The 26,030-nt window shown below is 33.7% G+C and carries 21 protein-coding genes and 1 pseudogene; 18 read left to right on the forward strand and 4 right to left on the reverse strand.

Annotation, left to right across the window (positions count from 1 at the left end; genetic code table 11):
- Nucleotides 1–9: 9 nt before the first annotated feature.
- The 6 genes from asp1 to gtfB are packed head-to-tail and all read left to right on the forward strand — an operon-like array spanning nucleotide 10 to nucleotide 9,303.
- On the forward strand, nucleotides 10–1,569 hold the full coding sequence (gene asp1, locus NGI30_RS00465) for an accessory Sec system protein Asp1 (RefSeq protein WP_251942409.1): 1,560 nt from the start codon (nucleotides 10–12) through the stop codon (nucleotides 1,567–1,569).
- A complete protein-coding gene (asp2, locus tag NGI30_RS00470) occupies nucleotides 1,559–3,118 on the forward strand; it encodes an accessory Sec system protein Asp2 (protein WP_251942410.1) in 1,560 nt (519 codons plus the stop codon). The genes asp1 and asp2 overlap by 11 nt, the downstream gene beginning before the upstream one ends.
- Nucleotides 3,105–4,082, forward strand: a complete 978-nt coding sequence (asp3, locus tag NGI30_RS00475) for an accessory Sec system protein Asp3 (RefSeq protein WP_251942411.1) — start codon at nucleotides 3,105–3,107, stop codon at nucleotides 4,080–4,082. Before asp2 ends, asp3 begins: the two co-directional genes overlap by 14 nt.
- The gene (secA2, locus tag NGI30_RS00480) at nucleotides 4,054–6,444 is read left to right on the forward strand and encodes an accessory Sec system translocase SecA2 (protein WP_251942412.1); all 2,391 of its coding nucleotides are present in this window, start codon (nucleotides 4,054–4,056) and stop codon (nucleotides 6,442–6,444) included. Before asp3 ends, secA2 begins: the two co-directional genes overlap by 29 nt.
- Before the next feature lie 17 nt (nucleotides 6,445–6,461).
- Nucleotides 6,462–7,970 (forward strand): accessory Sec system glycosyltransferase GtfA, encoded by a 1,509-nt coding sequence (gene gtfA, locus NGI30_RS00485; RefSeq protein ID WP_251942413.1) that lies wholly within the window; start codon nucleotides 6,462–6,464, stop codon nucleotides 7,968–7,970.
- Complete coding sequence (gene gtfB / locus NGI30_RS00490) at nucleotides 7,963–9,303, forward strand: accessory Sec system glycosylation chaperone GtfB (protein WP_251517143.1); 1,341 nt, start codon at nucleotides 7,963–7,965, stop codon at nucleotides 9,301–9,303. The genes gtfA and gtfB overlap by 8 nt, the downstream gene beginning before the upstream one ends.
- 275 nt (nucleotides 9,304–9,578) lie before the next feature.
- Here gtfB and NGI30_RS00495 read toward each other — a convergent pair whose 3' ends face one another.
- Together NGI30_RS00495 and NGI30_RS00500 are read right to left on the reverse strand one after the other, a co-directional pair.
- Complete coding sequence (locus tag NGI30_RS00495) at nucleotides 9,579–9,740, reverse strand: hypothetical protein (RefSeq protein WP_251517145.1); 162 nt, start codon at nucleotides 9,738–9,740, stop codon at nucleotides 9,579–9,581.
- A 126-nt stretch (nucleotides 9,741–9,866) separates the two neighbouring features.
- Nucleotides 9,867–10,730 carry an oxidoreductase gene (locus tag NGI30_RS00500; RefSeq protein ID WP_251517146.1) on the reverse strand — a complete coding sequence of 288 codons (864 nt, stop codon included), beginning with the start codon at nucleotides 10,728–10,730 and terminating at the stop codon, nucleotides 9,867–9,869.
- 79 nt (nucleotides 10,731–10,809) lie between these two features.
- Between NGI30_RS00500 and panB the strand changes: the two are divergent.
- The 4 genes and pseudogenes from panB (at nucleotide 10,810) to NGI30_RS00520 (ending at nucleotide 14,799) form a co-directional block, all read left to right on the forward strand.
- Nucleotides 10,810–11,626 (forward strand): annotated as a pseudogene (gene panB, locus NGI30_RS00505) (3-methyl-2-oxobutanoate hydroxymethyltransferase).
- On the forward strand, nucleotides 11,619–12,476 hold the full coding sequence (gene panC / locus NGI30_RS00510; protein ID WP_251942414.1) for a pantoate--beta-alanine ligase: 858 nt from the start codon (nucleotides 11,619–11,621) through the stop codon (nucleotides 12,474–12,476). Before panB ends, panC begins: the two are co-directional and overlap by 8 nt.
- A 203-nt stretch (nucleotides 12,477–12,679) precedes the next feature.
- Nucleotides 12,680–14,167, forward strand: coding sequence for a malate dehydrogenase (quinone) (mqo, locus tag NGI30_RS00515; protein WP_251517152.1), 1,488 nt, complete (start codon nucleotides 12,680–12,682; stop codon nucleotides 14,165–14,167).
- Between the two features lie 302 nt (nucleotides 14,168–14,469).
- Complete coding sequence (locus tag NGI30_RS00520) at nucleotides 14,470–14,799, forward strand: hypothetical protein (RefSeq protein ID WP_251517154.1); 330 nt, start codon at nucleotides 14,470–14,472, stop codon at nucleotides 14,797–14,799.
- 142 nt (nucleotides 14,800–14,941) lie between these two features.
- Here NGI30_RS00520 and NGI30_RS00525 read toward each other — a convergent pair whose 3' ends face one another.
- Nucleotides 14,942–16,132, reverse strand: a complete 1,191-nt coding sequence (locus tag NGI30_RS00525) for an MFS transporter (protein ID WP_251942415.1) — start codon at nucleotides 16,130–16,132, stop codon at nucleotides 14,942–14,944.
- Nucleotides 16,133–16,243: 111 nt separating this feature from the next.
- On the opposite strand from NGI30_RS00525, the gene NGI30_RS00530 reads away from it, so the two are divergent.
- The 8 genes from NGI30_RS00530 to NGI30_RS00565 all read left to right on the forward strand — a co-directional run bounded on the left by NGI30_RS00530 (nucleotide 16,244) and on the right by NGI30_RS00565 (nucleotide 24,487).
- Complete coding sequence (locus tag NGI30_RS00530; RefSeq protein WP_251942416.1) at nucleotides 16,244–17,128, forward strand: LysR family transcriptional regulator; 885 nt, start codon at nucleotides 16,244–16,246, stop codon at nucleotides 17,126–17,128.
- A gap of 76 nt (nucleotides 17,129–17,204) precedes the next feature.
- Complete coding sequence (locus tag NGI30_RS00535; protein WP_251517162.1) at nucleotides 17,205–17,960, forward strand: glycerophosphoryl diester phosphodiesterase; 756 nt, start codon at nucleotides 17,205–17,207, stop codon at nucleotides 17,958–17,960.
- A gap of 29 nt (nucleotides 17,961–17,989) precedes the next feature.
- Nucleotides 17,990–18,445 carry a MarR family winged helix-turn-helix transcriptional regulator gene (locus tag NGI30_RS00540; RefSeq protein WP_251519036.1) on the forward strand — a complete coding sequence of 152 codons (456 nt, stop codon included), beginning with the start codon at nucleotides 17,990–17,992 and terminating at the stop codon, nucleotides 18,443–18,445.
- A gap of 205 nt (nucleotides 18,446–18,650) precedes the next feature.
- On the forward strand, nucleotides 18,651–19,580 hold the full coding sequence (locus NGI30_RS00545) for a ketopantoate reductase family protein (RefSeq protein ID WP_251943890.1): 930 nt from the start codon (nucleotides 18,651–18,653) through the stop codon (nucleotides 19,578–19,580).
- A 93-nt stretch (nucleotides 19,581–19,673) separates the two neighbouring features.
- Nucleotides 19,674–21,317, forward strand: coding sequence for an alpha-keto acid decarboxylase family protein (locus tag NGI30_RS00550; RefSeq protein ID WP_251942417.1), 1,644 nt, complete (start codon nucleotides 19,674–19,676; stop codon nucleotides 21,315–21,317).
- A gap of 337 nt (nucleotides 21,318–21,654) precedes the next feature.
- Complete coding sequence (locus tag NGI30_RS00555) at nucleotides 21,655–22,233, forward strand: PadR family transcriptional regulator (RefSeq protein WP_502960374.1); 579 nt, start codon at nucleotides 21,655–21,657, stop codon at nucleotides 22,231–22,233.
- Nucleotides 22,234–22,236: 3 nt separating this feature from the next.
- Nucleotides 22,237–23,364 (forward strand): FAD-dependent oxidoreductase, encoded by a 1,128-nt coding sequence (locus tag NGI30_RS00560; protein ID WP_286009861.1) that lies wholly within the window; start codon nucleotides 22,237–22,239, stop codon nucleotides 23,362–23,364.
- Nucleotides 23,365–23,500: 136 nt separating this feature from the next.
- Nucleotides 23,501–24,487, forward strand: a complete 987-nt coding sequence (locus tag NGI30_RS00565; protein ID WP_251942418.1) for a Gfo/Idh/MocA family oxidoreductase — start codon at nucleotides 23,501–23,503, stop codon at nucleotides 24,485–24,487.
- A gap of 71 nt (nucleotides 24,488–24,558) precedes the next feature.
- On the opposite strand, the gene NGI30_RS00570 is transcribed toward NGI30_RS00565, so the two are convergent.
- Nucleotides 24,559–25,692, reverse strand: a complete 1,134-nt coding sequence (locus NGI30_RS00570; protein ID WP_251519044.1) for a glycerate kinase — start codon at nucleotides 25,690–25,692, stop codon at nucleotides 24,559–24,561.
- Nucleotides 25,693–26,030 lie beyond the last annotated feature (338 nt).

Genomic DNA, 26,030 nt, shown 5'->3' on the forward strand with positions numbered 1-26,030 from the left:
GAGTTAACAATGAGGTATTTTATTCCAGCTTGGTATAATAATGGAAACTGGTGGGAAGATAAGACTGCACCATTTTATAGTAGACGGTTAGTTAAAGAGTTTGATGATGCGATTAGTTTAATGAATATGCATGTAAAAAGTAAGGAAGACTTTAAATTATTAATATTAAATTATTACCCTGATTTAAGGTTATTTTTACATACGCATGATTTATACGAAACGAATTATTGGTCGTTGTTTGATGACATTCAAGGTTTTACACATAAGACTCCACAACCGATTGATTATAGTGAATTAAATTGGCCTGATGGAACTGAATTTATCTATTCACCGTATCTAATTAGAGCGGTGACAAGTGAATCAACATATTCAAATATTTATTTTAACCCATATGGCTATATGATTTGGATTGAAGATTTCGAACAACAACAGAGAACAAAGCGTTATATTTTTGATGATCGTGGCTTTTTATCTACTATTTTATTTTTTGATGAAAATGGCACAGCGATGACTCAAGAATTTATGACAAGTGACGGTGACACTATTTTAACATTACATCTTATAAACGGTTCGGTCACAGTTAGTGATAAATATAAACAACGGTTCAACCAGCAGCATTATGAAAGTATGGAGACCTTGCTAACGGAGAAAGTTGAATCGTATGAGGCCATGCATATGAAGCAAAGTGACAATATTATTATCGCAGCAGATACGAGACATAATCAGATGCTTTCTCAAATATTTAAATCCTATGCACTTTGTTTTTCAATTTTTAAAAATAGGAATTTGCCACTAACTAACGAACAGTTAAAGACAATTGAACAAAGTTCATATTGGTTAGTCGATATGTTAGATAATGAAGAAACTTTGAAAAATTATAAAAATGAACATCATTTAGATACTCATATTATGCGTATTACGCCATTTGATACAGAAGTATTGCCAAATATTAGTAGTCAGTTATATGAAACGTATATCGGGCTTTGGGTAGATGGGTTAGATGAAGCACGTTTGAAACAAGCATTTTCTCAAATAGTGTCTTATATGCAACAGGAAGACCAGTTGCGATTAGTGTTACTGACAGAAAAAGAAAAAAGTAAACTACCCACATGGTTGAGTGAACAAGTTCAGGCGATAAATGATCAGCATAATAGTTTAGGTGTTGATCCAGATGGTGCAGAACTGTTGCTTGCTGAAGAGGAAGATTATGTAGAAATTATTCAAGTGAAATATGTGCCGTTTGAAAGTGATTTAATTGAGGCCATTTCAACTTTAAGAATTATTGTGGATTTAAATAATGAACCTGATTTATTTTTACAGATATGTAGTATTAGTGCCGGATTACCGCAAATCAATATGCGTACCACGGACTATGTGAATCATGAAGTCAATGGTTTGGTATTAAATAGCGTAGAAGATATAAATCAAGGATTAGATTACTTTTTAAGTCATTTAAAACACTGGAATTATTCCTATGCATATTCGATTAAATTGGTGGACACATTCGCCTCTAAAAATATTATTCAGCGCTTAAATCAGTGGTTTGAAGGTGAAATAAATGAAACGTAAATTTAAAGCATTGCAAATAGGTGGTGCTGATTTAGAAACTTACTTTGAAAATGAGAAGGGTGTTATTTGGGATTACTTTGATGTTTCGCTATTTAATTTTGATAGTGGTTATATCGAAGCAATTGAAGATGTAATTGAAGAACGTGGTAAATTTGATTTCGTCTTTGTACAAGCGCCATTTTCTCAACAATTAATAGAAGTATTTGAGATCATTAGTACACCTTATAACACATATATTGATCAGAACTTTTGGAGTGAGGCATTTCAACAATCAGATATCGTTAGAAGCCAAATGATTCGTCCGCTCATATATGATTCACAAGAAGAAATGATCGAGAAACTGCAAGCTGTATCATATTCAGGACAATATGGAGATAAATTATATCCAATGCATTGTGTTGTTCATCCTCAGTTTACAGGAGATGTTACTTTTAACGGAAATAAGTATATCGTGTTGGATGGGGATTTCGGTCAAATGAAATCACCAGTAATTTCATGGAAGAACAGTATCGTTTGTGACAAAAACAAAGGCACACAAATTTGGCCTGAATTTAAGACAGAAGGCGATGTTGAAATAGAATTCACCTTTAGATTGATTAAAAGTGGCACGGTCGATACGTTTGAAGAGACATACGTACTTAAACAAGACGAACTCGAACAACCTTTTGAAATACTTAGGAAACCCTACGATGTTTATGCGAGTGTGAGCTTGAAAGCCCGTGGTAACGGTAAGGTTTCTATCGGAGCAATACACAAGCGCTGGTCACGAAAAGATATGGGTCAATTTCTCTTCGGTGGTCAACGATATACTGATAATTCAAGAGAAGAGTTCTTTTATTATTTCAACCCAGGAGATATGAAACCACCGCTAAATGTTTATTTTAGTGGGTACCGTTCATTAGAAGGCTTCGAGGCGTATTTCTTAATGAAAGGTTTTGATGCACCATTTTTATTAATTAGTGACCCACGTATTGAAGGTGGTGCGTTTTATTTAGGTTCGGAATCATATGAACAAGCAATACAAGATGTAATTACAGATAAATTGAACTATTTAAACTTTAAGGATGATGAGCTTATCTTATCTGGTTTATCGATGGGATCGTTTGGTGCATTGTATTATGGCGCACAGATGAATCCGAGCGGTGTTATTATAGGTAAGCCACTCATAAACGTTGGTACAATCGCAGATAATATGCGCTTGTTGAGACCAGAGGATTTTGGAACATCTCTAGACGTCTTAATGGTTAATGAACAGGATAATTCGGCGCGTGCTATTTCAAATTTAAATAATAGATTTTGGAATGTGTTGAAACAAAGCGATGTCTCAAATATTACATTTGGTATCGCATATATGGAACACGATGACTACGATGCGACAGCCTTTCCAGATTTACTTCCTCACTTGACGCAACAACAGGCTAGGGTAATGAGTAGAGGTATTCCTGGTCGACACAATGATGATTCACCTACAATCGTAAATTGGTTTTTGAATTTTTACCGAATCATATTGGAAACAGAATTTGGGAGAGTTAAAAATGAAAGTGAGTAATAATATTGAAGTAACATGGAACCAAGTCGATACTACTACATTTATGTATGGTACTACGTTCAAATTTAAGGATGATTATACGCTTTTTGAAAATCATTTGATGCCTTCAGGTATCATTATGCAAGAGTGGACGATGTTTACTATTTTTAGTAAAGATAAAGCAATCCCATCTTTACCCATATTAAAAAAGGGTTGCACGTATCATTTTAACTTTGATTACACAGTAATACCTGAAAATAGTATTTATTTTAAATTGATTTTTTATAAGAAAAATGGGTCTGTCATCGATACAAAAATTATTAACGACCTTGATATAGAGATTTATTATCCTAAAGATGCACATACGTATAAATTACAAATGATCAATGCTGCGTCACAATCACTCAAATTTAAAAAGCTTACAATCTGTGAAGTGAATGAACAGATAAATACTGTACAAATAGGTGAGTTATTAAACAAAAATGAAGCACATCAAATGTTAAATATAATCTTTGTGGAACCTACTACGCAACAACAAACGACTGTATCTTCAGAAGCTATACGTAAGTTTGAAAACGTGTTACTTATTAAAGGTTGGTATAACGGAAAGTTAACGGACGGAATGTCTATGATAAAGCAGCATCTCACTCAGAATTATTCTGATTGCGAGTTGAATTTAATTGGTTATGGCCCTTTATCAAATGAATTTTCTAAAGCCATGAGTCATATAATAGAGGGTCAACCTTTTATAACATTCCATCAAAATACTTCGTTTGCCAAAAAATTATCTGAAGTCATAGGTGAAAATAATCAATCCCATCCAATCACAAAACCATATGTATACTTTGATACGGAAACACATCGACCACATGGTATGGAGGTCATGCAACCTGTATTAAATAAAACGCGTTATTTGGAATATCTTGATATACGTACTGTAAAAAACGGAGGTACCAATGAAACAAAAAATAGATTCAATAATTAATTCAATGAGATTAAGCCGTTTAGAAAAGACTTTACGTAAAATCAATGAATATAGCACGAAATTTGAGTCATTCACTGACGAAGCACTTCAACAAAAAACAAGTGACTTTAAACAAAGACTCAAGGATGGAAAAGTAACCTTGAACCAACTATTACCCGAGGCGTATGCAGTTGCACGTGAAGCGAGCAGACGTGTGTTAGGCATGTACCCGAAAGAAGTACAAGTATTAGGATCCATCGCTTTACATGAAGGTAATATCGCAGAAATGCAGACAGGTGAAGGTAAAACATTAACAGCAACCATGCCACTGTATTTAAATGCATTGACTGGACGCGGTGCATTTTTAATCACAACCAATGATTATTTAGCCAAACGTGACTTTCTGGAAATGAAACCTTTATACGAATGGCTTGGTTTAACGAGTGCGTTAGGTTTTGTTGATATCCCTGATTATGAATATAAAAAAGGCGAGAAGAAAGCCATCTTCAATCATGACATTATTTATACGACAAATGGTCGTTTAGGGTTTGATTATTTAATCGACCACTTAGCCGATCATATAGATGACAAATTTTTACCAGATTTGAACTTTGGGATTATTGATGAGGTGGATTCTATAATTTTAGATGCTGCGCAGACACCTTTAGTTATTTCAGGTGCACCACGTGTGCAATCGAACTTATTTAATATTACAAAAGGTTTTGTTGACACATTAGTAGAAGATGAACACTTTGAAATGAAAAAGTCTAAAAAAGAAATATGGCTAACTGAAAAAGGTATCCAAGCAGCGAATGATTATTTCAATGTTGAAAATATATATGGTGAAAAATACTTTGATCTAGTTCGAAATATTAATTTAGCGTTACGTGCACGTCACCTATTTGAATCGAATTACGATTATTTTATAAATAATGGTGAAGTTGTATTAATAGATCGTATTACAGGTCGTATGTTGCCAGGTACAAAATTGCAATCCGGATTACATCAAGCGATAGAAGCGAAAGAAGATGTTGAAATATCTAGAGATTTGAGTGTTATGGCTACAATTACATTCCAAAATCTTTTTAAACAATTTGATGAATTTTCAGGGATGACTGGTACAGGTAAGTCGGGCGAAGCAGAATTTTTCGATTTATACGCTAAAGTTGTTATCCAAATACCTACCGACAAGCCTATACAACGCATAGATTATAAAGATCGCGTATTCTTAAATATTAATATTAAAAATAAAGCCATTATCGAAGAAGTGAAAAGGTTACATGAAGCACAACGCCCCGTGTTACTAATAACGCGTACAGCTGAAGTGGCTAAATATTTTTCTACTCAGTTATTCCAAATGGATATTCCGAATAATTTACTTATCGCACAAAACGTAGCGAAAGAAGCACAAATGATTGCTGAAGCAGGACAACTAGCTGCTGTAACTGTTGCGACAAGTATGGCAGGGCGTGGTACCGATATTAAATTAGATCGTAAAGTGCATGAACTTGGTGGACTAGCCGTTATTATTAGTGAACATATGGAAAATAGTCGTGTAGATAATCAATTAAGAGGTCGTGCGGGAAGACAAGGTGACCCAGGAACTTCGCAAGTTTTTATATCACTAGATGATTTCTTAGTGCAAAGATGGGGCGAGACCGCGCTGAATAAAAATAAACAGTTACAGTCTATGGATAATTCCAAGTTAGAACATAGCCGTGTGTTTCAACGTCGAGTTCATAAAGTTGTGACGAGAGCACAACGTGTGTCAGAAGAACAAGGTGTTGCAATGCGAGAAATAGCTAATGAACATGAAAAAAGCATAAGTATTCAAAGAGATTTAGTTTATAAAGAAAGAGATAAAGTTTTATCTTTGAAAAATGTTGATGATTTTAATTTACAATCATTAGCGCGTGACGTATTCAAAGAAGATTTCATTTTAAAACACAATCAAATTACAGAATCATTATTGTTAGACTATATTTATAAAAATATAAGTTTTAAATTTGATGGTGATCTTTCTACTATTAACATTACAAATAAATCAGAAGTTCTAGAATTTTTGATGGAACAATTTAACAAACAGCTATCGGAAAATAAAGCTCAGCTTAAAGATGATTATTTTCATCTAAGATTTACTCAAAAATCAATCTTAAAAGCGATTGATAGTGGTTGGATTAACCAAGTTGATAATTTACAACAGTTAAAGGGTAGTGTGAATAATAGGCAGAATGGTCAACGTAATGCGATTTTCGAATACCATAAAGTAGCATTAGAATCTTTTGAATATATGGGAAGTAAAATAAAAGGAAATGTAGTTAAAAACCTATGTCAAAGTATTATTACTTATGATGATGGTGATTTAGTAATACATTTCCCATAATTATGAGGTGTACTGAGATGACAATTTATAATATAAACTTTGGTATAGGTTGGGCCAGTAGTGGTGTTGAATATGCTCAAGCATACCGTGCTAAGTTGTTGAGGAATACGAAACATGACATGAAATTCATATTTTTAGACTTTATTCAATCTGAAAATATACAAACGTTAACGCAAAATCTTGGATTTAAAGATGATGAAGTCATTTGGTTGTATCAATATTTTTCTGATATGAAGATAGCTCCGACAACATATACGGTTGAAGATGTCATCGCAAGTTTAGGAAATAAAGTGACCAAAACTGAACAAAAAGGAAAGATAAAGCGTTTATTTTTAAATAATGCACAGACGTTTGTGACGTGTTATTTAAAGGATCAGGAGAAAGATATTGTAGATCGTGCGGAATTTGTTGTTAATGGCATGCTCATTAGAAAGGATTTTTACAGTTATGTGAGGATCTTTTCAGAATATTACGCTCCGCATGATAATAAAGCGAAACTTTACATGCGCCAATTCTATAACGAAGATGGATCGATTGTTTATAATGAATACATCGATGGTGATTCGAGCGTTTATGCTTTTAAAGATGCGAAACTCTACAGTAAAGAAGCATTTGTAGGTTATTTTATTCAAAAACTAGAGCTGACGAACCAAGATATTTTAATTTTAGATAGAGCTTCTAAGATTGGTCAGTCAGTGTTGCAGAATAAAGGTCAAAGCAAAATTGGTGTCGTTGTACATGCCGAACATTTCAGTAAGAGCATCCAAAATAAACAACATATTCTATGGAATAATTATTATGAATATCAGTTTTCAAATGCGCATGAGATTGATTTCTTCATAACGGCGACAGATTTACAAAACGATATTTTAAGTAAACAGTTCGAACAATACGTCGGTTATATTCCTCGCATTCGAACGATACCAGTTGGCAGTTTAGATCAATTGAAAAAATCTAAAAAACGTCGTAATCCTTATGCGATGATTACAGCTTCACGCTTAGCAAATGAGAAGCATATTGATTGGCTCGTGCGTGCAGCTATAAAAGCGAAAAAACAAGTTCCGGAACTTACCTTTGATATTTATGGTGAAGGTGGAGAAAAAGGTAATATTGCGCGTATCATTGAAGAAAATGACGCCAATGATTACATTAAATTGTTAGGTCACGTCAATTTAGACGATGTTTATGTAAATTATGAACTATTTGTTTCTGCATCGACGAGTGAAGGCTTTGGTTTAACGTTGATGGAAGCGGTCGGTTCAGGATTGAGTATGATTGGATTTGATGTAAATTATGGAAATCCAACATTTATTCGTCATAAAGGAAATGGCTATTTAATTCCAATTGATTTAGATGAAGACAGTAACGAGGTCATTGTAAACTGTTTAGCTAAACATATGGTTAACTATTTCAATAAAGGTTTAAAGCAGTCGCATGAAACTTCATATGAAATAGCTGAGCCATTTAAAACTACTAAAATCGTGAAAAAATGGAAAAATCTAATTAAAGAGGTGCTCCATGATTAATTTATTTGATTATTTTGATGCTAAAACTGAACTGCTATATAAATCATTACAACTTGCAGGGCACAACAATCCGACGATTGTGCTACATGATGACGGCTTTCTACCTGATGAGGTAATGTCCCCGTATCGATTCTTCGCACATAATCTCGTTTCACCTCAAGATAAACCAAGATTTTTTAACGAAATCGAAGTACCTAGATTTTGGGAAATTGAAGGGAATAACGATGAAGCGTGGATTAAAGAGTTAGGCGAAAAACGTGGGAAAATTTGCTATCGCCCTAATGATAAACCGAGAATTGTTCAGCGTGTTGAATGGTACGATAAAGACAAAGTTGTGCGTTTTGTTGACCATTATACAAAAACAGGTATTAAATATGCGCAAACGGTATATGATAAAAAAGGTAAAGCTATTTTGAAAAAATATATGGATAGAAACGGCAAAGAAATTATCTATGAAAATTACGTCACACGTGATGTTGTACTAGATTGGGAAGGTCAAACATATTTCTTTGATTCTGAAGTTGCTTTTATTTTGTTTTATATTGAGCAATTAAATATCGAAATGGATGGATTTATTATTAATTCACTTGCGACTTCATTTGGCGTGTTATACAACCTCGAAACAAAAGGTGAAGACGTTCTGTTTTGGCAAGAACAAAGTAACGGTGTCATTCCTGGCAATATGAAAATGATTTTTAATAACGAGATGAGACGCAAGTTTAAAGTGAATGTGCCAAGCCGTTTAGAATATCAAACGTTGATGAACTATACACAAGATTCAGAGAAGAAATTTATACGCCCATCAGGTTATCTGTTTAAATATGACAAGAAAAACCAACATTCGGAAAATGCATTAATCATGACAAATTCGGATCAAATTGAACATATTGAAACAATTGTTATGACATCACCGAATATTACATTCCACATAGCTGCAGTTACAGAGATGTCTTCTAAGTTGATGAACTTAGAGCAACACCCTAATGTCAAACTGTATCCAACGATTACAAATGATAAAATACAGAAACTATATAAGACATGTGACGTCTTTTTAGATATTAATGAAGGCAAAGAAATTGTAGGTGCCGTACAAAAAGCATTCGACAACGACATGCTTATCCTTGGTTATAAGGAAATAGCTCATAATCGTAACGTTACGTCACCGACCAATTTATTCTCTAAAGTGAATGAATTACCTAACTTAAACGAAACTTTAACGTATATCTTTGAAAGTAAAGAAGCATTCGACCAACGTTTAGAGAGCCAAAAATTAAACGTCAACGAAGTGTCTAAAGCACAATTTAACGCCGCTTTAAATGCTGTTATTGAGTAAGCTATAATAGGATAAAGTAAAACAAAGAGTCTGAGACCAAACAAATGTCTCAGACTCTTTGTCAATTAGGCAGTAGGTGACTGAATTGAAAAGGCGATTATATCAAGCTTTTCCACTCCTAGTCGTCCTTGCTGGGATGGGATTACGAAATCTCTATTAGAAGATTTGATTTCTGTCCCATTCCCAAAAAACTGCTGATAAGAGGAATTTATTGCCGACAGTTATAAGCTACACGTTTTAAATTTTGTAATACATACATATCAGTTTGGTAAAAACTATTTTTTAGAACACTGTGAACAATAAACTTTTTGATTCTTTGCCCATTGTTTTACGTTTGTTATTCCCTTTAAATCCTTATTATTTATGGCAATCATGATGTCTTCATTGTCGTCGATTTCTTTTTTACAGTTATAACATTCTAATTTTGCTAAAAACATTTTTAACCACCTCTACTAAATAGTAGCATTAAATTTTATTCATTTTAATTAATGATGTGGTTGGTTTCAAAAACTATAAATCAATCTTCAAATAAGTATTTCAACTTCCCTATAGAGACTATCATCCTACTCTTCCGGTTGTTGGGCCAACAGTAAAGTATAAACAGTATCAAGTATCGGTGTGTGTAGTTGATGTTTTCGTGCACATTGATATAAGAATCCTTGGATACCATCAATTTCAGTTGGTCGTTGTGCTAACATATCGTAATACATGCTCGTTCCCATTTCAGGAGGATAGCTCTCATAAATATCCATAATGTCACTGACGGTGGAAGGTTCCAACACTATTCCTTCAGCTTTTGCAATAGAGATGCCTTCGTTAAGTAATTGATTGCACAACTGTTTCATATTTGGCTTTTCCATCACTTTGACGGGTTGTTGTGTCAAAGCAGTTATTGTATTAATACCTGAATTAACGAGTAATTTATACCAAATTTTTTCTTCTATTTGATCGGTCAATTCAATAGATAATTTAGTATTCTGAGCAATCTCAAATAACTGTTGAGTACGTGAATTATTGTCCATAATCAGAGTATGATCTTGAAAATGTGTGATGTGATTCTCTTGTTTCTGACCACTTATATATACGACAGCTTGATAGACATTTGGGTGTTTAATATGACCTAGTTGGCCATAGCCATTTTGAGCGAGAATAATAGTAGTATGGGAACCAATTAAATGATTTATTTGTGATAAGACGTTCTGAAGTTGAGGGATTTTTACGGCTATGATTAATATATCAACAACTTTTGAGAAATCATTGATTGCAGTTACTTGTAATGTCGAAGTTTGATCAGGCGTTTCATATGAGTGATAGTTCAGTTGTTTATTCGAACGACCGAGTAAGTGGACGTTGTTATATTTCTCTTGTAAATCTTTAGCAATCGTACTACCTACTGCACCAGGACCAATAATTGCAATTTGAGTCATATTGTCATTCCTTTTTATGTATAGTTTGTTAATATATGGATATTATTAAAAATATAACAAATTATGGGTGGGATTTTAATTGAAAACAATAAAACAATTCATCACGATGAAAGAAGAACAAGAAAAGATTTCAATGTTAACAGCATATGATTATCCGAGTGCAAAACAAGCTCAAGAAGCTGGAATTGACATTATATTAGTCGGAGATTCACTTGGTATGACGGTACTAGGTTATGAGAGTACAGTTCAAGTAACGATGAGTGATATGATTCATCATGCGAAAGCGGTGAAAAGAGGGGCGCCTGACACATTTACAGTCGTCGATGTACCATTTGGTGCAGTTGGTATTAGTAGTTCTAAAGATCTTGAATATGCAGTTAAGTTATATCAAGAGACAGAAGCAAATGCGATTAAGATGGAAGGCTCCTATCTCACTGAACATATTAGAAATTGTACGAATATCGGAATTCCTGTCGTATCTCATTTAGGCCTAACGCCACAAACAGTTGGTATCACGGGCTACAAAATGCAAGCTTCGACAAAAGAAGCAGCACAACAATTAATTAACGATGCCATTACTGTTGAAGAAGCAGGTGCAGTGATGGTGGTATTAGAGGCTGTTCCTAGTGATTTAGCAGAGGAAATTGCTCATAAATTAACGATTCCAGTTATCGGTATAGGTGCAGGTAAAGGCACAGACGGACAAGTATTAGTTTACCATGACGTTGTGAATTACGGTGTCGATCATCAGCCTAAATTTGTAAAACGCTTTGGAGATTTTTCATCGGGCGTGGATGCACTTGCTCAATATAATAAAGAAGTTAAAGCTAATGCATTTCCAGATGAAGCGCATACTTATAAAAAACAAGTGTTAGGTGAGGAATCATAATGACTGAATTAATTACTACCATTCGAACTATGATTTTAATATCACAACGTTATCATCAACAAGGTAAATCAATAGGGTTTGTTCCAACGATGGGGTCACTACATGAAGGACATTTAGAGATGATGAAGCAATCTGCATCCGAAAATGACATTACTGTAGTGAGTATCTTTGTTAATCCTCTTCAATTTGGTCCAAATGAAGATTTAGACAACTATCCAAGAGATATCGATAGTGATTTTGAAAAAGCTCAAAGTGTTGGGGTCGATTATGTATTTTATCCGAGTGAACAAGAAATGTATCCGGAAAGACCAACAATCGAAGTTAAAGCTGGAGAGTTGGCGACTGTACTTGAAGGTAAACAACGACCTGGACACTTTGATGGCGTTGTCACAGTTGTGAATAAATTATTTAATATTGTACGTCCACAGCGTGCGTACTTTGGTAAAAAGGATGCTCAACAATTAGCAATTGTAGAAAAAATGGTCGATGACTTTAATCAACAAGTACAAATCGTTCCTATAGATATAATACGAGAAGCGGACGGTTTAGCTAAAAGTTCACGTAATGTTTATCTTACTGAACAAGAAAGAACGGAAGCGCCACATCTTTATCAAAGTTTAAAGTTAGCGCACTCACTATATGAAGATGGCGAACGTAATAGCGATAAGATTATTGCAGAAACGACTGCTTATATTAAAGCGCACACAAGTGCTGATATTGAAACTGTCGCAATTTATAGTTATCCAGAACTTGTAGAACAGTCGCATATTTCAGGCAGTATATTTATTTCGTTAGCGGTTAAATTTACGCAAGCACGTTTAATAGACAATATTATTATCAAATCAGAGGAAAGCTAACTACATTATAGTAAGCCGAAAATTATTTTAGGCGTGAAATTAATCTCTATTTTACAATTGTATGACGTTGATTTATCATATTTATGAAGGGGTATTGTACGTATAGTACGCTTATAGTGAATTTCTATAATAAAGACGTCAAGGTCATTATTATTTATCAATTAGCTATAGCTATCTTAGTAAAAATAGAAAGGTGGTAAATAATGAGTAATTCAGAATCTAAAGACGTCATTTTAATCGGCGCCGGAGTGTTAAGTACGACATTTGGTTCATTTATTAAAGACTTAGCACCAGATTGGAATATTAAATTATTTGAAAGACTAGAAAAACCCGCAATTGAAAGTTCAAACGAACGAAATAATGCCGGAACTGGACATGCCGCATTATGTGAGTTGAACTATACAGTTGAACAAAAAGATGGTTCAGTAGACGTAGAAAAAGCAAAAGAAATCAACGAGGAATTCGAGATTTCTAAACAATTTTGGTCTCACTTAGTAAAGAGTAACCAAATTCAAAACCCACAAGAATTTATCCGTCCTTTACCACATATTAGCTTTGTGCAAGGGCCACGCAACGTGAACTTCTTGAAGAAACGTTTTGAAGCGTTATCAACTGTTCCAATGTTCAAAGAAATCGAATACACAGAAGACCACAACAAAATTAAAGAATGGATGCCTTTAATGATGGAAGGCCGTGATCCTAACGAAACAATCGCGGCAAGTAAAATCAATGAAGGTACAGATGTTAACTTTGGTGAATTAACTAGAAAGATGGCTAGCAATTTAGCAAAGCAAGATAACATCGATATGTATTATAAACACGAAGTTCTTGATTTCAACCGTCGTAAAGATGGCAAATGGGAAGCTAAAATCAAAGATCTTAGAACGAAGAAGATTGAACACCATATCGCTGATTATATCTTCATCGGTGCAGGTGGACATGCAATTCCATTACTACAAAAAACTGGTATCCCAGAAAGCAAACACTTAGGTGGATTCCCAATTAGTGGTGCATTCCTAGTTTGTAACAACCCAGAAGTTGTTGCTAAACACGAAGCCAAAGTTTATGGTAAAGAGCCACCAGGCACACCACCAATGACAGTACCACATTTAGATAGACGTTATATTCAAGACCATAATTCATTATTATTTGGTCCGTTCGCAGCAATCGGCCCTAAATTCTTGAAAAACGGCTCTAACTTGGACTTATTTAAATCAATCAATCCAAGCAATGTGTTAACAATGGTATCTTCAGCATTCAAAAACTTCCCATTAGTTAAATACTCTATTCAAGAAGTATTAGCTAAAAAAGAAGATCGCATGAAAGAATTACGTAGATTCGTTCCAGATGCTAAAGATGAAGATTGGGATATCCACGTTGCAGGTAAACGTGTTCAAGTTATCAAAGATACAAAAGAACACGGTAGAGGTTATATCCAATTTGGTACAGAAGTCGTTAATTCTAAAGACCATTCAGTGATTGCATTATTAGGTGAATCACCAGGGGCTTCTACTTCAGTTTCTGTAGCATTAGAAGTACTTGAAAAGAACTTCCCAGAGTACATGGATAAATGGACTCCAGAAATTCAAAAAATGATTCCATCATATGGTAAATCATTAATCGAAGACGAAGCGTTATTAAGACAAGTACGTCAAGCAAGTGCTAGTGAATTACAACTTAACAACGTATAATTCGTTTTAAGTCTAAGATATAAATAAAAACCAACCCGAAAGATTAATTTCTTTCGGGTTGGTTTTCTTTATATTAATTATATTGTATTTGTTCATATACATAGAGAGTCGTACGAACAATACTCATACTTTATATATTGATATATAATATAAAGTTATAACACACATTAGATAATAATTTATAAGAGTGAGATTGAAGACTATTGTTGTAAACAAATTGCGTAAAATTTGAAAATTTTATGTTTAAAAAGGGTATAAAATGTATATAGATTAGTAAATCAATCTATAGAGGGTGTCGTTATATGTTTATGATTATTCGCTATAGTAGAGGGAACACATTGTTTTATTTGAGAAATAATTCAAATGATCCTATCTATTCTAGAGTAGTCGCAATGCCTGATTACCAGTATAAAGAAAGTGTAAGTATTTTTGCTGAAAAGTTAACAAAACACGTCGATGCGACTATTAATTCAGTAAGGTTTATCGTCCTTGAAATGAACCACTTAGAACAATCTAACATAGATGACATTGATGAAGTTCGAGATTACCTCGAGGATAGTTTAAATACGCAAGTGATCATGACCAATGATATTATGGAATTTGATTATGATATGTATTTAGCTAAAAGTTAATAATCAAAAGAGAGGTTGAGGCTGAGGCAAAATAGTTGTCTCAGCTTCTTTGTCACCTATTGTGACTACGAAATCTCTATTAGAAAATTCGATTTCTGTCCCACTTCCAACCTCTTAAATTTATTTAATAAGACAAATTGATTTATTCACTTTTAATAGTTAATGCAATAATGAATGCACAAACCATAAATAAAGTAATCATTAATACTACGCCCGGCCATTGTATGAAATTATAAAATACTCCAGCTAATGTACCGCCGACCGATGAACCGATGTAATAAAATAGTAAATAAAGGCTAGATGCTTGAGCTTTATGATGTTCTGCACGTGTCGCAACGATAGAGCTCGCGATAGAGTGTCCACTGAAAAATGCATACACTGAAAATGCGAGTCCAAGTATTTTAAATATTAGGAATGGTAACATCGTCACCCATACACCAAAAATCAATAAAAGTATGCAAAATTTTAATGCGTTTAAAGTGCCTAATTTAGCACGTAACTTCGCATTTAAAATAGAAGACATCATGCCAATTAAAAATAATAGATAAATTAAACTAATCATACTTTCTGACATGTTGTATGGTTTGTGACCCAATACAAAACCAATATAGTTAAAAGCTGCTATATTACAACCAAGTAATAAAAAACCTAGCGCAAATGGTTTTAAGAGACGTTTATTCTTCAGATGATGGCTATAACTTTTCAGTAAAGTAGATATTGAAAAACTTTGCTTTTCAAAATTCTTTGAAGCTGGCACTAAAATAATAAAAAGTATTGCAGCCACTACACTGATAATACCAATTGCACCAAGACCGACTTGATAACCATATATACTTGAAATATAGGCAGTAAATATTCTACCAAATGCACCGCCGACTGCATTACCACTAATGTAGATGCCCATTGCTTCAGGTAAATTCGTAACTGAGATTTCTTCACCAATGTAGGCCATGGCAATCGAAGGTAGACCTGCTAAACAAATACCTTGTATAAATCTGATAATAAGAAATACATTAAAATCTGTGACAAATGCTTGTATTAAAGCCAGTATCGAAACAGAAATTACTGAGAATATCATTACAGGTTTACGACCAATGACTTCGGATATCGCTCCGAAAAAGAGCATTGCTATGGCGAGCGTTAACGTAGTTGTTGATAGTGCCAAACTGGATAATGTTTCACTAACATGGAACGCTTTCGTGAAATGAGGTATCAAAGGTTGAACACTGTATAATATTGAAAATATGATGAAACCTGAAATAAATAAGGCGATAATAATTCGCGTATACGCCTTTGTCCCTTTTGTTGCGCGAAGTTCGTTGGCTAATTCCATCTGTGTCATCCTTCTCTATAATTGTTAGTTTTATGGTAGCATGGAACTAAGGATTAAAAAAATGCATAATAATCATGATATCTATGCGTTTCGTACATAAGGAGGGGTAAGATGGAGTGGCATCACCTTGAATACTTTAAACATCTTGCGAATACTGAAAATATGTCATTATCAGCTGAACAATTAATGGTCAGTCAATCGGCCTTGAGTAGAGCGATTAAACATTTGGAAATGGAACTCGGTGTGCCATTATTTCATCGTACAGGACGAGCGATTACATTGAGCAACTATGGTAAATCTTTTTTAATAACGGTGAATAATATTTTAGATGAGATGGCTATTTTTCAAACAAATATTTCAAATGCAACAGACGAATACTCTGGTGAACTCACAATTGGCTTTTTGCATTCAGTTGGAGCAGGTTATATGTCAGAATTTCTGAAAACATTTAAAAAACAATATCCCAATATTCGATTAAAACTCGTTCAAAATCATGCTAATAAATTATTGAAAATGCTAGACGATGGTGAAGCTGATATTGTAATAACGTCGTTAGTTAATAAAGATCCAAACACAATCTTTGAACCGTTAATTACTGAAAAATTGTATATTACGATTAATGAAACGCATCCATTTTCGAACTATAATCAAATTGAAATAAATGCATTACGTGATGAAAATTTTATTTTATTGAAAAAAGGTTTCTCGTTACGAAAGCAAGTAGATGATATTTTAAAATCATACCAGTTACAGCCTCAAATCAGCTTTGAAGGTGATGAAATTATAACCATCGCTGCATTTATTAGTTCAGATTTAGGTGTGTCCATATTACCGCATTTAAGAGAAATACAAATTCCTAATTTAAAGCAAATACCTATAAAAAACCATGATGCTACACGTACGATAGGCATTGGTTATAAAGCAAAGAACATAGCCATACCTGTCATTGCGGAAACAAGAAAATCTTTATTAGCTTATTTTAAAGATTTCGAGTAAATCTACGTTAGATAAGTTGTAAAATCTGAGGTTTCATATCATAATAACTATAAATTCATTATAAAGGAGTGGCGTTATGTTTACGGTTTATGGTCATAGAGGGTTACCGAGTAAAGCCCCTGAAAATACGCTTGCTTCATTTCATGCTGCAGCAGATATAAAAGAATTAAATTGGTTAGAATTAGATGTAGCAATAACAAAAGATAAACGGTTACTCATTATTCATGATGATTATTTAGATCGTACAACGGATATGGTAGGAGAAATTACACAGCTAAACTGGTCTCAAATGCAACAAAGTTCAGCAGGTTTATGGTTTAGTGATGAATTTGAAAATGAAAAACTACCGACATTTGAAGATATTATTGCTTTAGCTAATGATAAAAAAATGAATTTGAATGTTGAATTAAAAGGCGTTTCTGGACCGAATGGACCACAACTATCCGAAGAAATGGTACGCCAAGTTTCTGAAAAACTTAAACAACTTGATAACAGTTTAAAAGTATTAATTTCTAGCTTTAATATTCCATTAGTACATTTATCAAAGCAATATATGTCGGAATACCCAAGAGCTGTATTATTTAAGACAGCAGCTTTTAAAGATGACTGGCGCACAATTATGGATTTTTGTGACTCTCAAATCGTCAATATTGAAGACGCACGCTTAACAGAAAAGCGCGTGAAGATGATTAAAGATGCTGGATATCAACTTAACGTTTGGACTGTTAACAAAAAAACACGTGCGAACCAATTAAAAAATTGGGGTGTAGATGGTATTTTTACAGATAAAGCAGATCAAATGATGCAATTACAAGATGAAAAGTCAAAATAATAACAAAAATTTTTAAAGGAATGTGGATGATGACATTAGACAATAACGACTATGAAAATCTATTGTTTTATTTTGCCTATAAAACTTTTATCAATACAGCTGACGAAATTATAGAACAACATGGATTGAACCGACAACATCATCGTTTTTTGTTTTTTATAGAAAAAGTACCAGGCATTACAATTAAAGATTTGTTAAAGAGTATGGAAATTTCTAAACAAGGCAGTCATGCTTCATTAAAAAAATTAAGAGATGAAGCTTATATTGAAGAAAAAACGTCTGAATATGATAAACGTGTTAAAGTGTTATATCCGACTGCCAAAGGGACAAAATTAGTGAAAGAACTCAATAAAGCTCAAAATGATTTGTTCCAGGATATTCAGAAAAAAGTTGGCAATGATTGGTATGCCATCATGGAAGAATTCGCCTCACATCGTCCAGGCTTCCACGAAGTTAAATATTTGAAAAATGAAGTAAACAAATAAAAGAATAGTTGAGGATATTAGTTTCTGATATTAAGCCCATTAAAAGGATTTTAATAAAATCTTTTTAATGGGTTTTTACTTTCCAATGATTCGTATTTTTAAACAACGTTCGGACGTAAACGCATTGTATTAAAGTAACGTTCAGTTCGGATTGTTGAAGTGTAAAATTATTAGTTCTACTATAAATATAAAGAGGAGTGATATGATGAACAAAATTGCTATTGCTGGTGCTGGCGCAATGGGTGGTCGTATTGGAACACACATTGCTAATGCTGGTTATGATGTAACTTTAATAGATTATTGGGAAGATCATGTGCAACAAATCAACAATAATGGTCTTGAAATTCAGACAGAAACTGAAACTTACACAGTAGACATTAAAGCGAAACATCCAGAAGATGTGTCAGAACATTTTGATTTAGTCATTATTTTGACTAAGGCGATGGAATCGGAACGTATGATTAACGATTTACTGAATGTAGATGCTATCCAAGATGATACTGCTATATTAACGATGATGAATGGACTAGGACATGATGAACGATTTTCAAAAATTGTACCTATGAAACAAGTATTCCTTGCTGTAACAATGTGGACGGCTGGTCTTAGAGGCCCTGGACAGTTGCTATTAGAAGGTACAGGCACAATTGAATTGCAACGTGCAGATGGGCATGCCGATGATCGTACTGAAAAGATTAATAATATATTCAACTACGCACAGCTCAACTCTAAAATTAGTGACAACGTATTTCATTCTATATGGTCTAAGGCGACATTAAATAGTGTATTAAATCCGCTATGCACAATTCTAGACAAAACAATAAATGAATTTGCGCAATATACTAATGCTCGTAAAATGATTACTCCTATTATTGAAGAAATTGTTGAAGTGGCTAAGCAAAAAGGCGTGTCATTGTCAGTAGATGAGTTGGTAGAAAAAATAGAAAATGCTTATCCTATCGAAGCTCAAGGTTTACATTATCCTTCAATGCACCAAGATTTATACAAGGGCCGTTTAACAGAAGTTGACTATCTCAACGGACAAATAGTTGAATATGGTAAAGCGTTTGATATCCCTACGCCAAATAATGAAATGTTAACGCATTTAGTACATCAACTAGAGATGAAAAAGTAAGAAGGGACGCAATATAAGTCAATATTATTGACCTTATTTATTAAATACGATACCTTGATAATGTAAGAAGTTCTTATGAAGGGGAATGATAATATGAAAAAACGAGTAGGACAATATTTATTAGATTGTATTCACGCGTTAGACATAGATAAGATTTTCGGAGTTCCTGGTGACTTTAATTTAGCATTTTTAGATGATGTTATTGATAGACAAGATATGCAATGGGTAGGTAACACAAACGAATTAAACGCAAGTTATGCAGCAGATGGATATGCACGTATCAATGGTATGGCTGCTATGATTACGACATTTGGTGTCGGAGAATTAAGTGCAGTTAATGGTATTGCAGGATCATATGCAGAACGTATACCTGTTATTCAAATTACAGGTGCGCCTACAAGAGCTGTTGAAAATGCTGGAAAATATGTACACCATTCTTTAGGTGAAGGTAACTTTGATGATTACCGCAAAATGTATGAACCGATTACAACTACACAAGCTTATATTACACCTGAAAATGCACAGACTGAAATTCCAAGAGTGCTTGAAGCAGCGTATAATGAACGCAGACCTGTGCACATTCACTTACCTATAGATGTAGCAGGTGAAGAAATCGAAGTTAAAGAACCATTCCAATTATCATCAACAGAAAGTAATGATATTGACCGTTATATAGAAATGGTGCACGAGAAATTACAAAGTGCATCTAAACCTGTGATTATTGCGGGCCATGAGATTAATAGTTTTGATTTACATGATCAATTAGAACGCTTTGCACGAGAAAAACAAATTCCAGTCGCTCAATTATCACTAGGAAAAGGTGCATTCAACGAAGAAAGTCCATACTATATTGGTATTTATGATGGCGTATTGGCAGAAGACCAAGTTCGAGAATACGTTGACCAAAGTGATGCGATATTAAATATCGGCGCTAAATTGACAGATTCAGCAACAGCTGGTTTCTCATACGAATTTGATTTAGATGATGTTGTGATGTTGAATCATCGTAATTTCAAAATGAATGAAACAACTGCAGATCATATTGCACTTCCAGAATTATTAGAAGGACTAAACAATATGGATTACAAAAATGATTCAGATTTCCCACAATATCAACGTGTTGAAAATCAAGATTTTGAATTGAATAACAATGCTTTAACACAAGAAACGTATTTCAAAATGATGCAAACGTTTATACAACCAGATGATGTTATTCTTGCAGAACAAGGGACATCGTTCTTTGGTGCATATGACCTAACATTAAGCCGCAGTAATACGTTTATAGGTCAACCATTATGGGGCTCAATCGGTTATACGTTACCATCAACTTTAGGTTCACAAATTGCAGATACAACACGTCGTAATTTATTACTCATTGGTGACGGTTCACTACAGTTAACAGTTCAAGCGATTTCTACAATGATGAGAGAACAAATTAAGCCAGTGATTTTCGTTATAAACAATGATGGCTATACAGTTGAACGTAAAATTCACGGAGAAACAGCTCGCTATAACGATATTAAAATGTGGAACTATCAAATGTTACCTGCTGTATTCGGCGAAGACGAAGCGGTATCAGTGCATGATGTAAATACAAGTGAACAACTTCAAGCTGCATTTGATCAAATAGAACGTGAAACAGATAAGATGCACTTAGTAGAAGTGAAAATGGCAGTACACGATGCGCCAGAAAAATTAAATGAAATGGGTAAAGTTTTCGCTAAGCAAAATGGCTAAGTAAAGGTTCACTCAAATTATGCAAAAAATTAAGTGGGACAGAAATCGATTTTTCATATAGAGTTTTTGTACGCTCACCTAATTGACAAAGAGTCTGAGACATAAATTTTTGTCTTAGGCTCTTTTTTTATATCAATATGCACTATTTAAAAAAGTAACTAACTATTCACTCATTTGTGGAAAATTTATTTCACTGTTCATTCTATAAAAACAAGTCATATCAAGTGTTTGAGCAAACAATTTATATAAAAATGGAAAATAGATAACGATATATCTTGACTGATAACGATATATCGTTTATTATTTCGATATATCGAAATAAAGAAAGGTGATTTATATGTTTAAAAGACATTTTCAAAAAAGACAAGCAGCATTCGCACATCGTTTAATGGATAAAGACGGCTTTGGTTTTGGCAAAGGTCATGAAAGATTCGGAGGACCATTTGCAAAAGAAAGATTTTTCAAAAAAGGTAATTTACAATTTGTTATTTTAAAAATGTTACAAGGCGAGTCTAAACACGGATATCAAATCATAAAAGATTTAGAAGAACAATTTAGAGGATTTTATTCACCAAGTCCTGGCTCAGTGTATCCAATATTACAAATGTTAGAAGATAGAGAGTTTGTATCTATCGAAAAGGACGGTAAAAAGAAAGTTTATTCTATAACTGAAGAAGGCGAAACATTTTTAGCTGAAAATATGGATGACGCCATGTTACAAAGATTAGAACAATTTAAAAATATGGACTTTGAAAAAATGAAAGCTTCTAGAGCACAACTTCAAGATTTATTTAAGACATTTATTATAAAAAGTAAAGAAGCAATGAAAGATAAAGAGAAAAAAGCAAAATTCGACGCATTTGTAGAAAAAACGAAAAACGATTTAGATGACTTATATAGTGAAAGAGAGGGATAAAAATTGGCAGTAAATAAAAACCATAAAATCGCTATTATCGGTGGTGGCCCTGGTGGGTTAATGCTCGGATTGTTACTTCAAAATGCAGGATACCAGTTCACTATTTTTGAAAAAGGAGAACCGACTATTAATAGTGAGAGAGGCGGTTCACTAGATATTCATGAAGAAAGTGGGCAAGTTGCATTAAAAGAAGCAGGTATTTTGGAAGAATTTAAAAAACTTGCACGTTACGATGGTGAAGATACAAAAATTGTAGGCAAAGATGGTACAGTCTATTACGAAGAAACTGCAGAAGGTGAAGGCGGTCGTCCTGAAATTGATAGAGGAGAGTTATGTGATTTAATCAGAACACATATCGATTCAAGTCATATTCAATACGGTTATAAGTTCAAGTCATTAGAGCAATTCAAAAACGGTCAAGTAGAAATCACATTCAATGAAAATGAAAAACAAATTTTTGATTTTGTGATGGGGGTAGATGGTGCATTTTCTAAAGTAAGACCTTACCTCACATCAACAGATATTGAATATACTGGAATTTCAATGATAGAAATCAATATAGATGACGTAAAAAACAAATATCCAGATTTAGCTGCCTACAATAAAAACGGGAAAATGATGGCACTCGATCAAAATCAAGCTTTATTAGCACAACTTAACGGCGATGGACGAATAAAAGTTTATGCTTCATATAGAATGGATTATGATAAATTAGATGACTATAAGAAACTGTCACCATCTGAACTAAAACAACAATTATTGAGAGATTTCCATGACTGGGATGCTTCATTATTACAATATATAGAATCTATGAATGATGACATTTTATTTAGACGTATTTATAAACTACCAATTAGCTTAACGTGGGAAAGTAATGGTTCAATTTCATTGATGGGTGATGCAGCGCATGTCATGAGTCCGTTCGCAGGTGAAGGCGTGAATGCAGCTTTATATGATGCGTATCTATTTGTTGAAGCTCTAAAGCAAAAAGATACATTATATCCAGCAATTCAATATTATGAACAAGAAATGTATAAACATTCTCGTGAAAGTGCTCAAGGCTCACAAGACAATTTAGAACGCATGTTTTCACAAAATGCAGCTGAAAAATTAGGAGAGCTTTTCAAATAATTTAGTTGAAAGAATTGTAAGTGAAAATGATTTTAGTATCAGATTGACCTTATGATAATTAATTGACATATAAGATTGAGTGATTAAGATTATGAGTAAGATCTTATTCTTAAATAAATAAAAGGGGTCAATAATTATGAACATTGGAATCGTTGGTGCAGGCAAAATTGTAAAAGAAGCTTTACCAGTATTTGAGCAAATGCAAGATGTGACGTTTCACAGCATCGTCTCATCCGGCCGTAACCCTCAAAATATTGAAACATTACAGAAACAATATAATATCAAGCATGCATACGAAGATTTCACCCAATTTATAACAGATGAATCGTTAGATGTTATTTATCTTGCTGTACCTAACCATTTACATTTTAAATTTGCAAAGCTGGCCATTGAACATCAGAAACATGTTATTTGTGAAAAACCCTTCACATTGACGAAAGCAGAGTTGCAAACGTTACAAACATTATCACAAGAAAATAATGTAATCATCATTGAAGCAATTAATAATTTATATTTAAATAACTTTGAAACTTTAAAAAATTCACTGAAAGAAATAGGACATTGTAAAATAGTGCAATTCAACTATTCACAGTATTCTTCTCGTTACGATAAATTTAAACAAGGAGAAGTTCAACCTGTATTCGATCCCGATAAAGGTGGCGGAGCATTAATGGACTTAAACGTTTACAACGTGCATCTTGCAGTTGGATTGTTCGGCATGCCTCTTCGTGTGACATATTTCCCAAATATAGAACGAAATATTGATACTTCAGGGGTGCTCATTCTAGAATATGAAAGTATGAAAGTCGTTTGTGTGGGAGCAAAAGATTCAACATCACCAAATCAGTCCACGATACAAGGCGATGTTGCGACATTACAAATTAATGGTCCAACCAATGAACTAAACGAAATAGAATTAAGATATAACGATGGTGGCGTTCAAATGTTTAAAGATCATCAAGATAAACATCGCATGTATGATGAATTTTTAAAAATCACTGACATCCTCCAACATAAAGATTACACATTTGCTCAACAACAACTAGAACATAGCATTAACGTAATGGAAGTGTTGGAACTGGCGTTAAAGAGCGCGAATATTGAAGTAGGACCATCTATATAATAAATAATATTTTTAGTGAGAAAGGTTCAGCGATTTATTGAAATTGCTGAACCTTTTTTGTATTACTTACACTATAAACTATGAAAATAAGTACTTATAATGTTTTGAGTTAATTTTTTTAGCAATTGTGGAGAGTGTTGTATCGTATATTCAAGGGATTGAGGTCGATCTGTTAAACTAAATGCTCCGATGACACCGTGTTGTTGGCATTGTTTGAAATCTACATCAACTGTGCCCCCAATAAATATCACTGGTACATTAAAGCGTTGTGCACAATGAGCAATACCAATAGGTGCCTTTCCAAAAAAGGTTTGGTGATCAATCTTTCCTTCGCCTGTAATGACTAAATCAGCATGTGGTAAATAGCTTTCTAAATTTGTATGTTTAATTACTACTTCAATGCCATCTTCAAAATAACTAGGGAAGAACGCTTTAAAAGCACCACCAAGTCCACCTGCAGCACCTGCACCAGGTAAATGATGAAGTTTCACATTTTGATATTGATTAATCACATCTGCCCAATGTTTAAGGTTGTTATCAAGCTGACGTTGTTCTGTTGTCGTTGCGCCTTTTTGTGCGCCAAACACAAATGACGCACCATTGGAACCAATAAAAGGATTTTGGACATCTGTAGCTATGATAAATTTGCTTGTTGAGATGCGTTGATCAAAATGTGATAAGTCGATGTGTTCGACTTGGCTTAAAGACTCGCCTCCGAAACCAATTTCATTACCGGCCTTATCAGTTAATTGAGCCCCCAATGCTTGTAACATACCAGCGCCACCATCATTAGTCGCAGAGCCCCCAATTGCCAAAATGAAATCTTTGTAACCTTGATCTAAAGCATGTTTAATCAGTTCTCCTGTACCAAATGTTGTTGCTTTCATGACGTTCATTTGGGATGAATTCACATGTGTGAGTCCTGATGCTTCTGCCATTTCAATGACACAAGTGCTTCGGTCGCCTAACACGCCATATCGTGCGTTAACTTGAGCATCTAATGGACCTGTTACGTTAACTTCGATAAACTGTCCATTTGTTGCATGTACTAATGCTGGCATCGTGCCTTCACCACCATCGCCAATAGGGAGGTCGTGAACTGTAGCATCAGGAAAAAGTTCATATATACTTTCTGACATATATTGTGTAATTTCAAAGGAAGTCATACTACCTTTAAATGAATCGGGTGCTAAAATAATATTCATCATTTTCACCTTCCGTACAACGTAATTTATTTCTATTATATCTTTTTTAGTACCGTTATATATATGAAGACACTTTTTCATCTATATAGGAAAAGGGTAAATAACAAAAAACTGTAGAGCATTATTAGCATGATTTGATAATTAAAAGTTTAAAATCACAAAAATAAAACTTCACAAATTGCAAATTTGATTATATAATTTAATTAAGTTATTACCTAACATTACTATACAAATTATTCTATATAGTTTTTGGCGTGAAATCCTAGGTCATTTATGTCAGGCAATGTATATTGTTAAGTAGTAACCTAAAATAACATCAATTGGTGTATTACATAGTG

It is taken from the genome of Staphylococcus sp. Marseille-Q5304 (genome assembly GCF_943737015.1).
Classification (GTDB): Bacteria; Bacillota; Bacilli; order Staphylococcales; family Staphylococcaceae; genus Staphylococcus; species Staphylococcus hsinchuensis.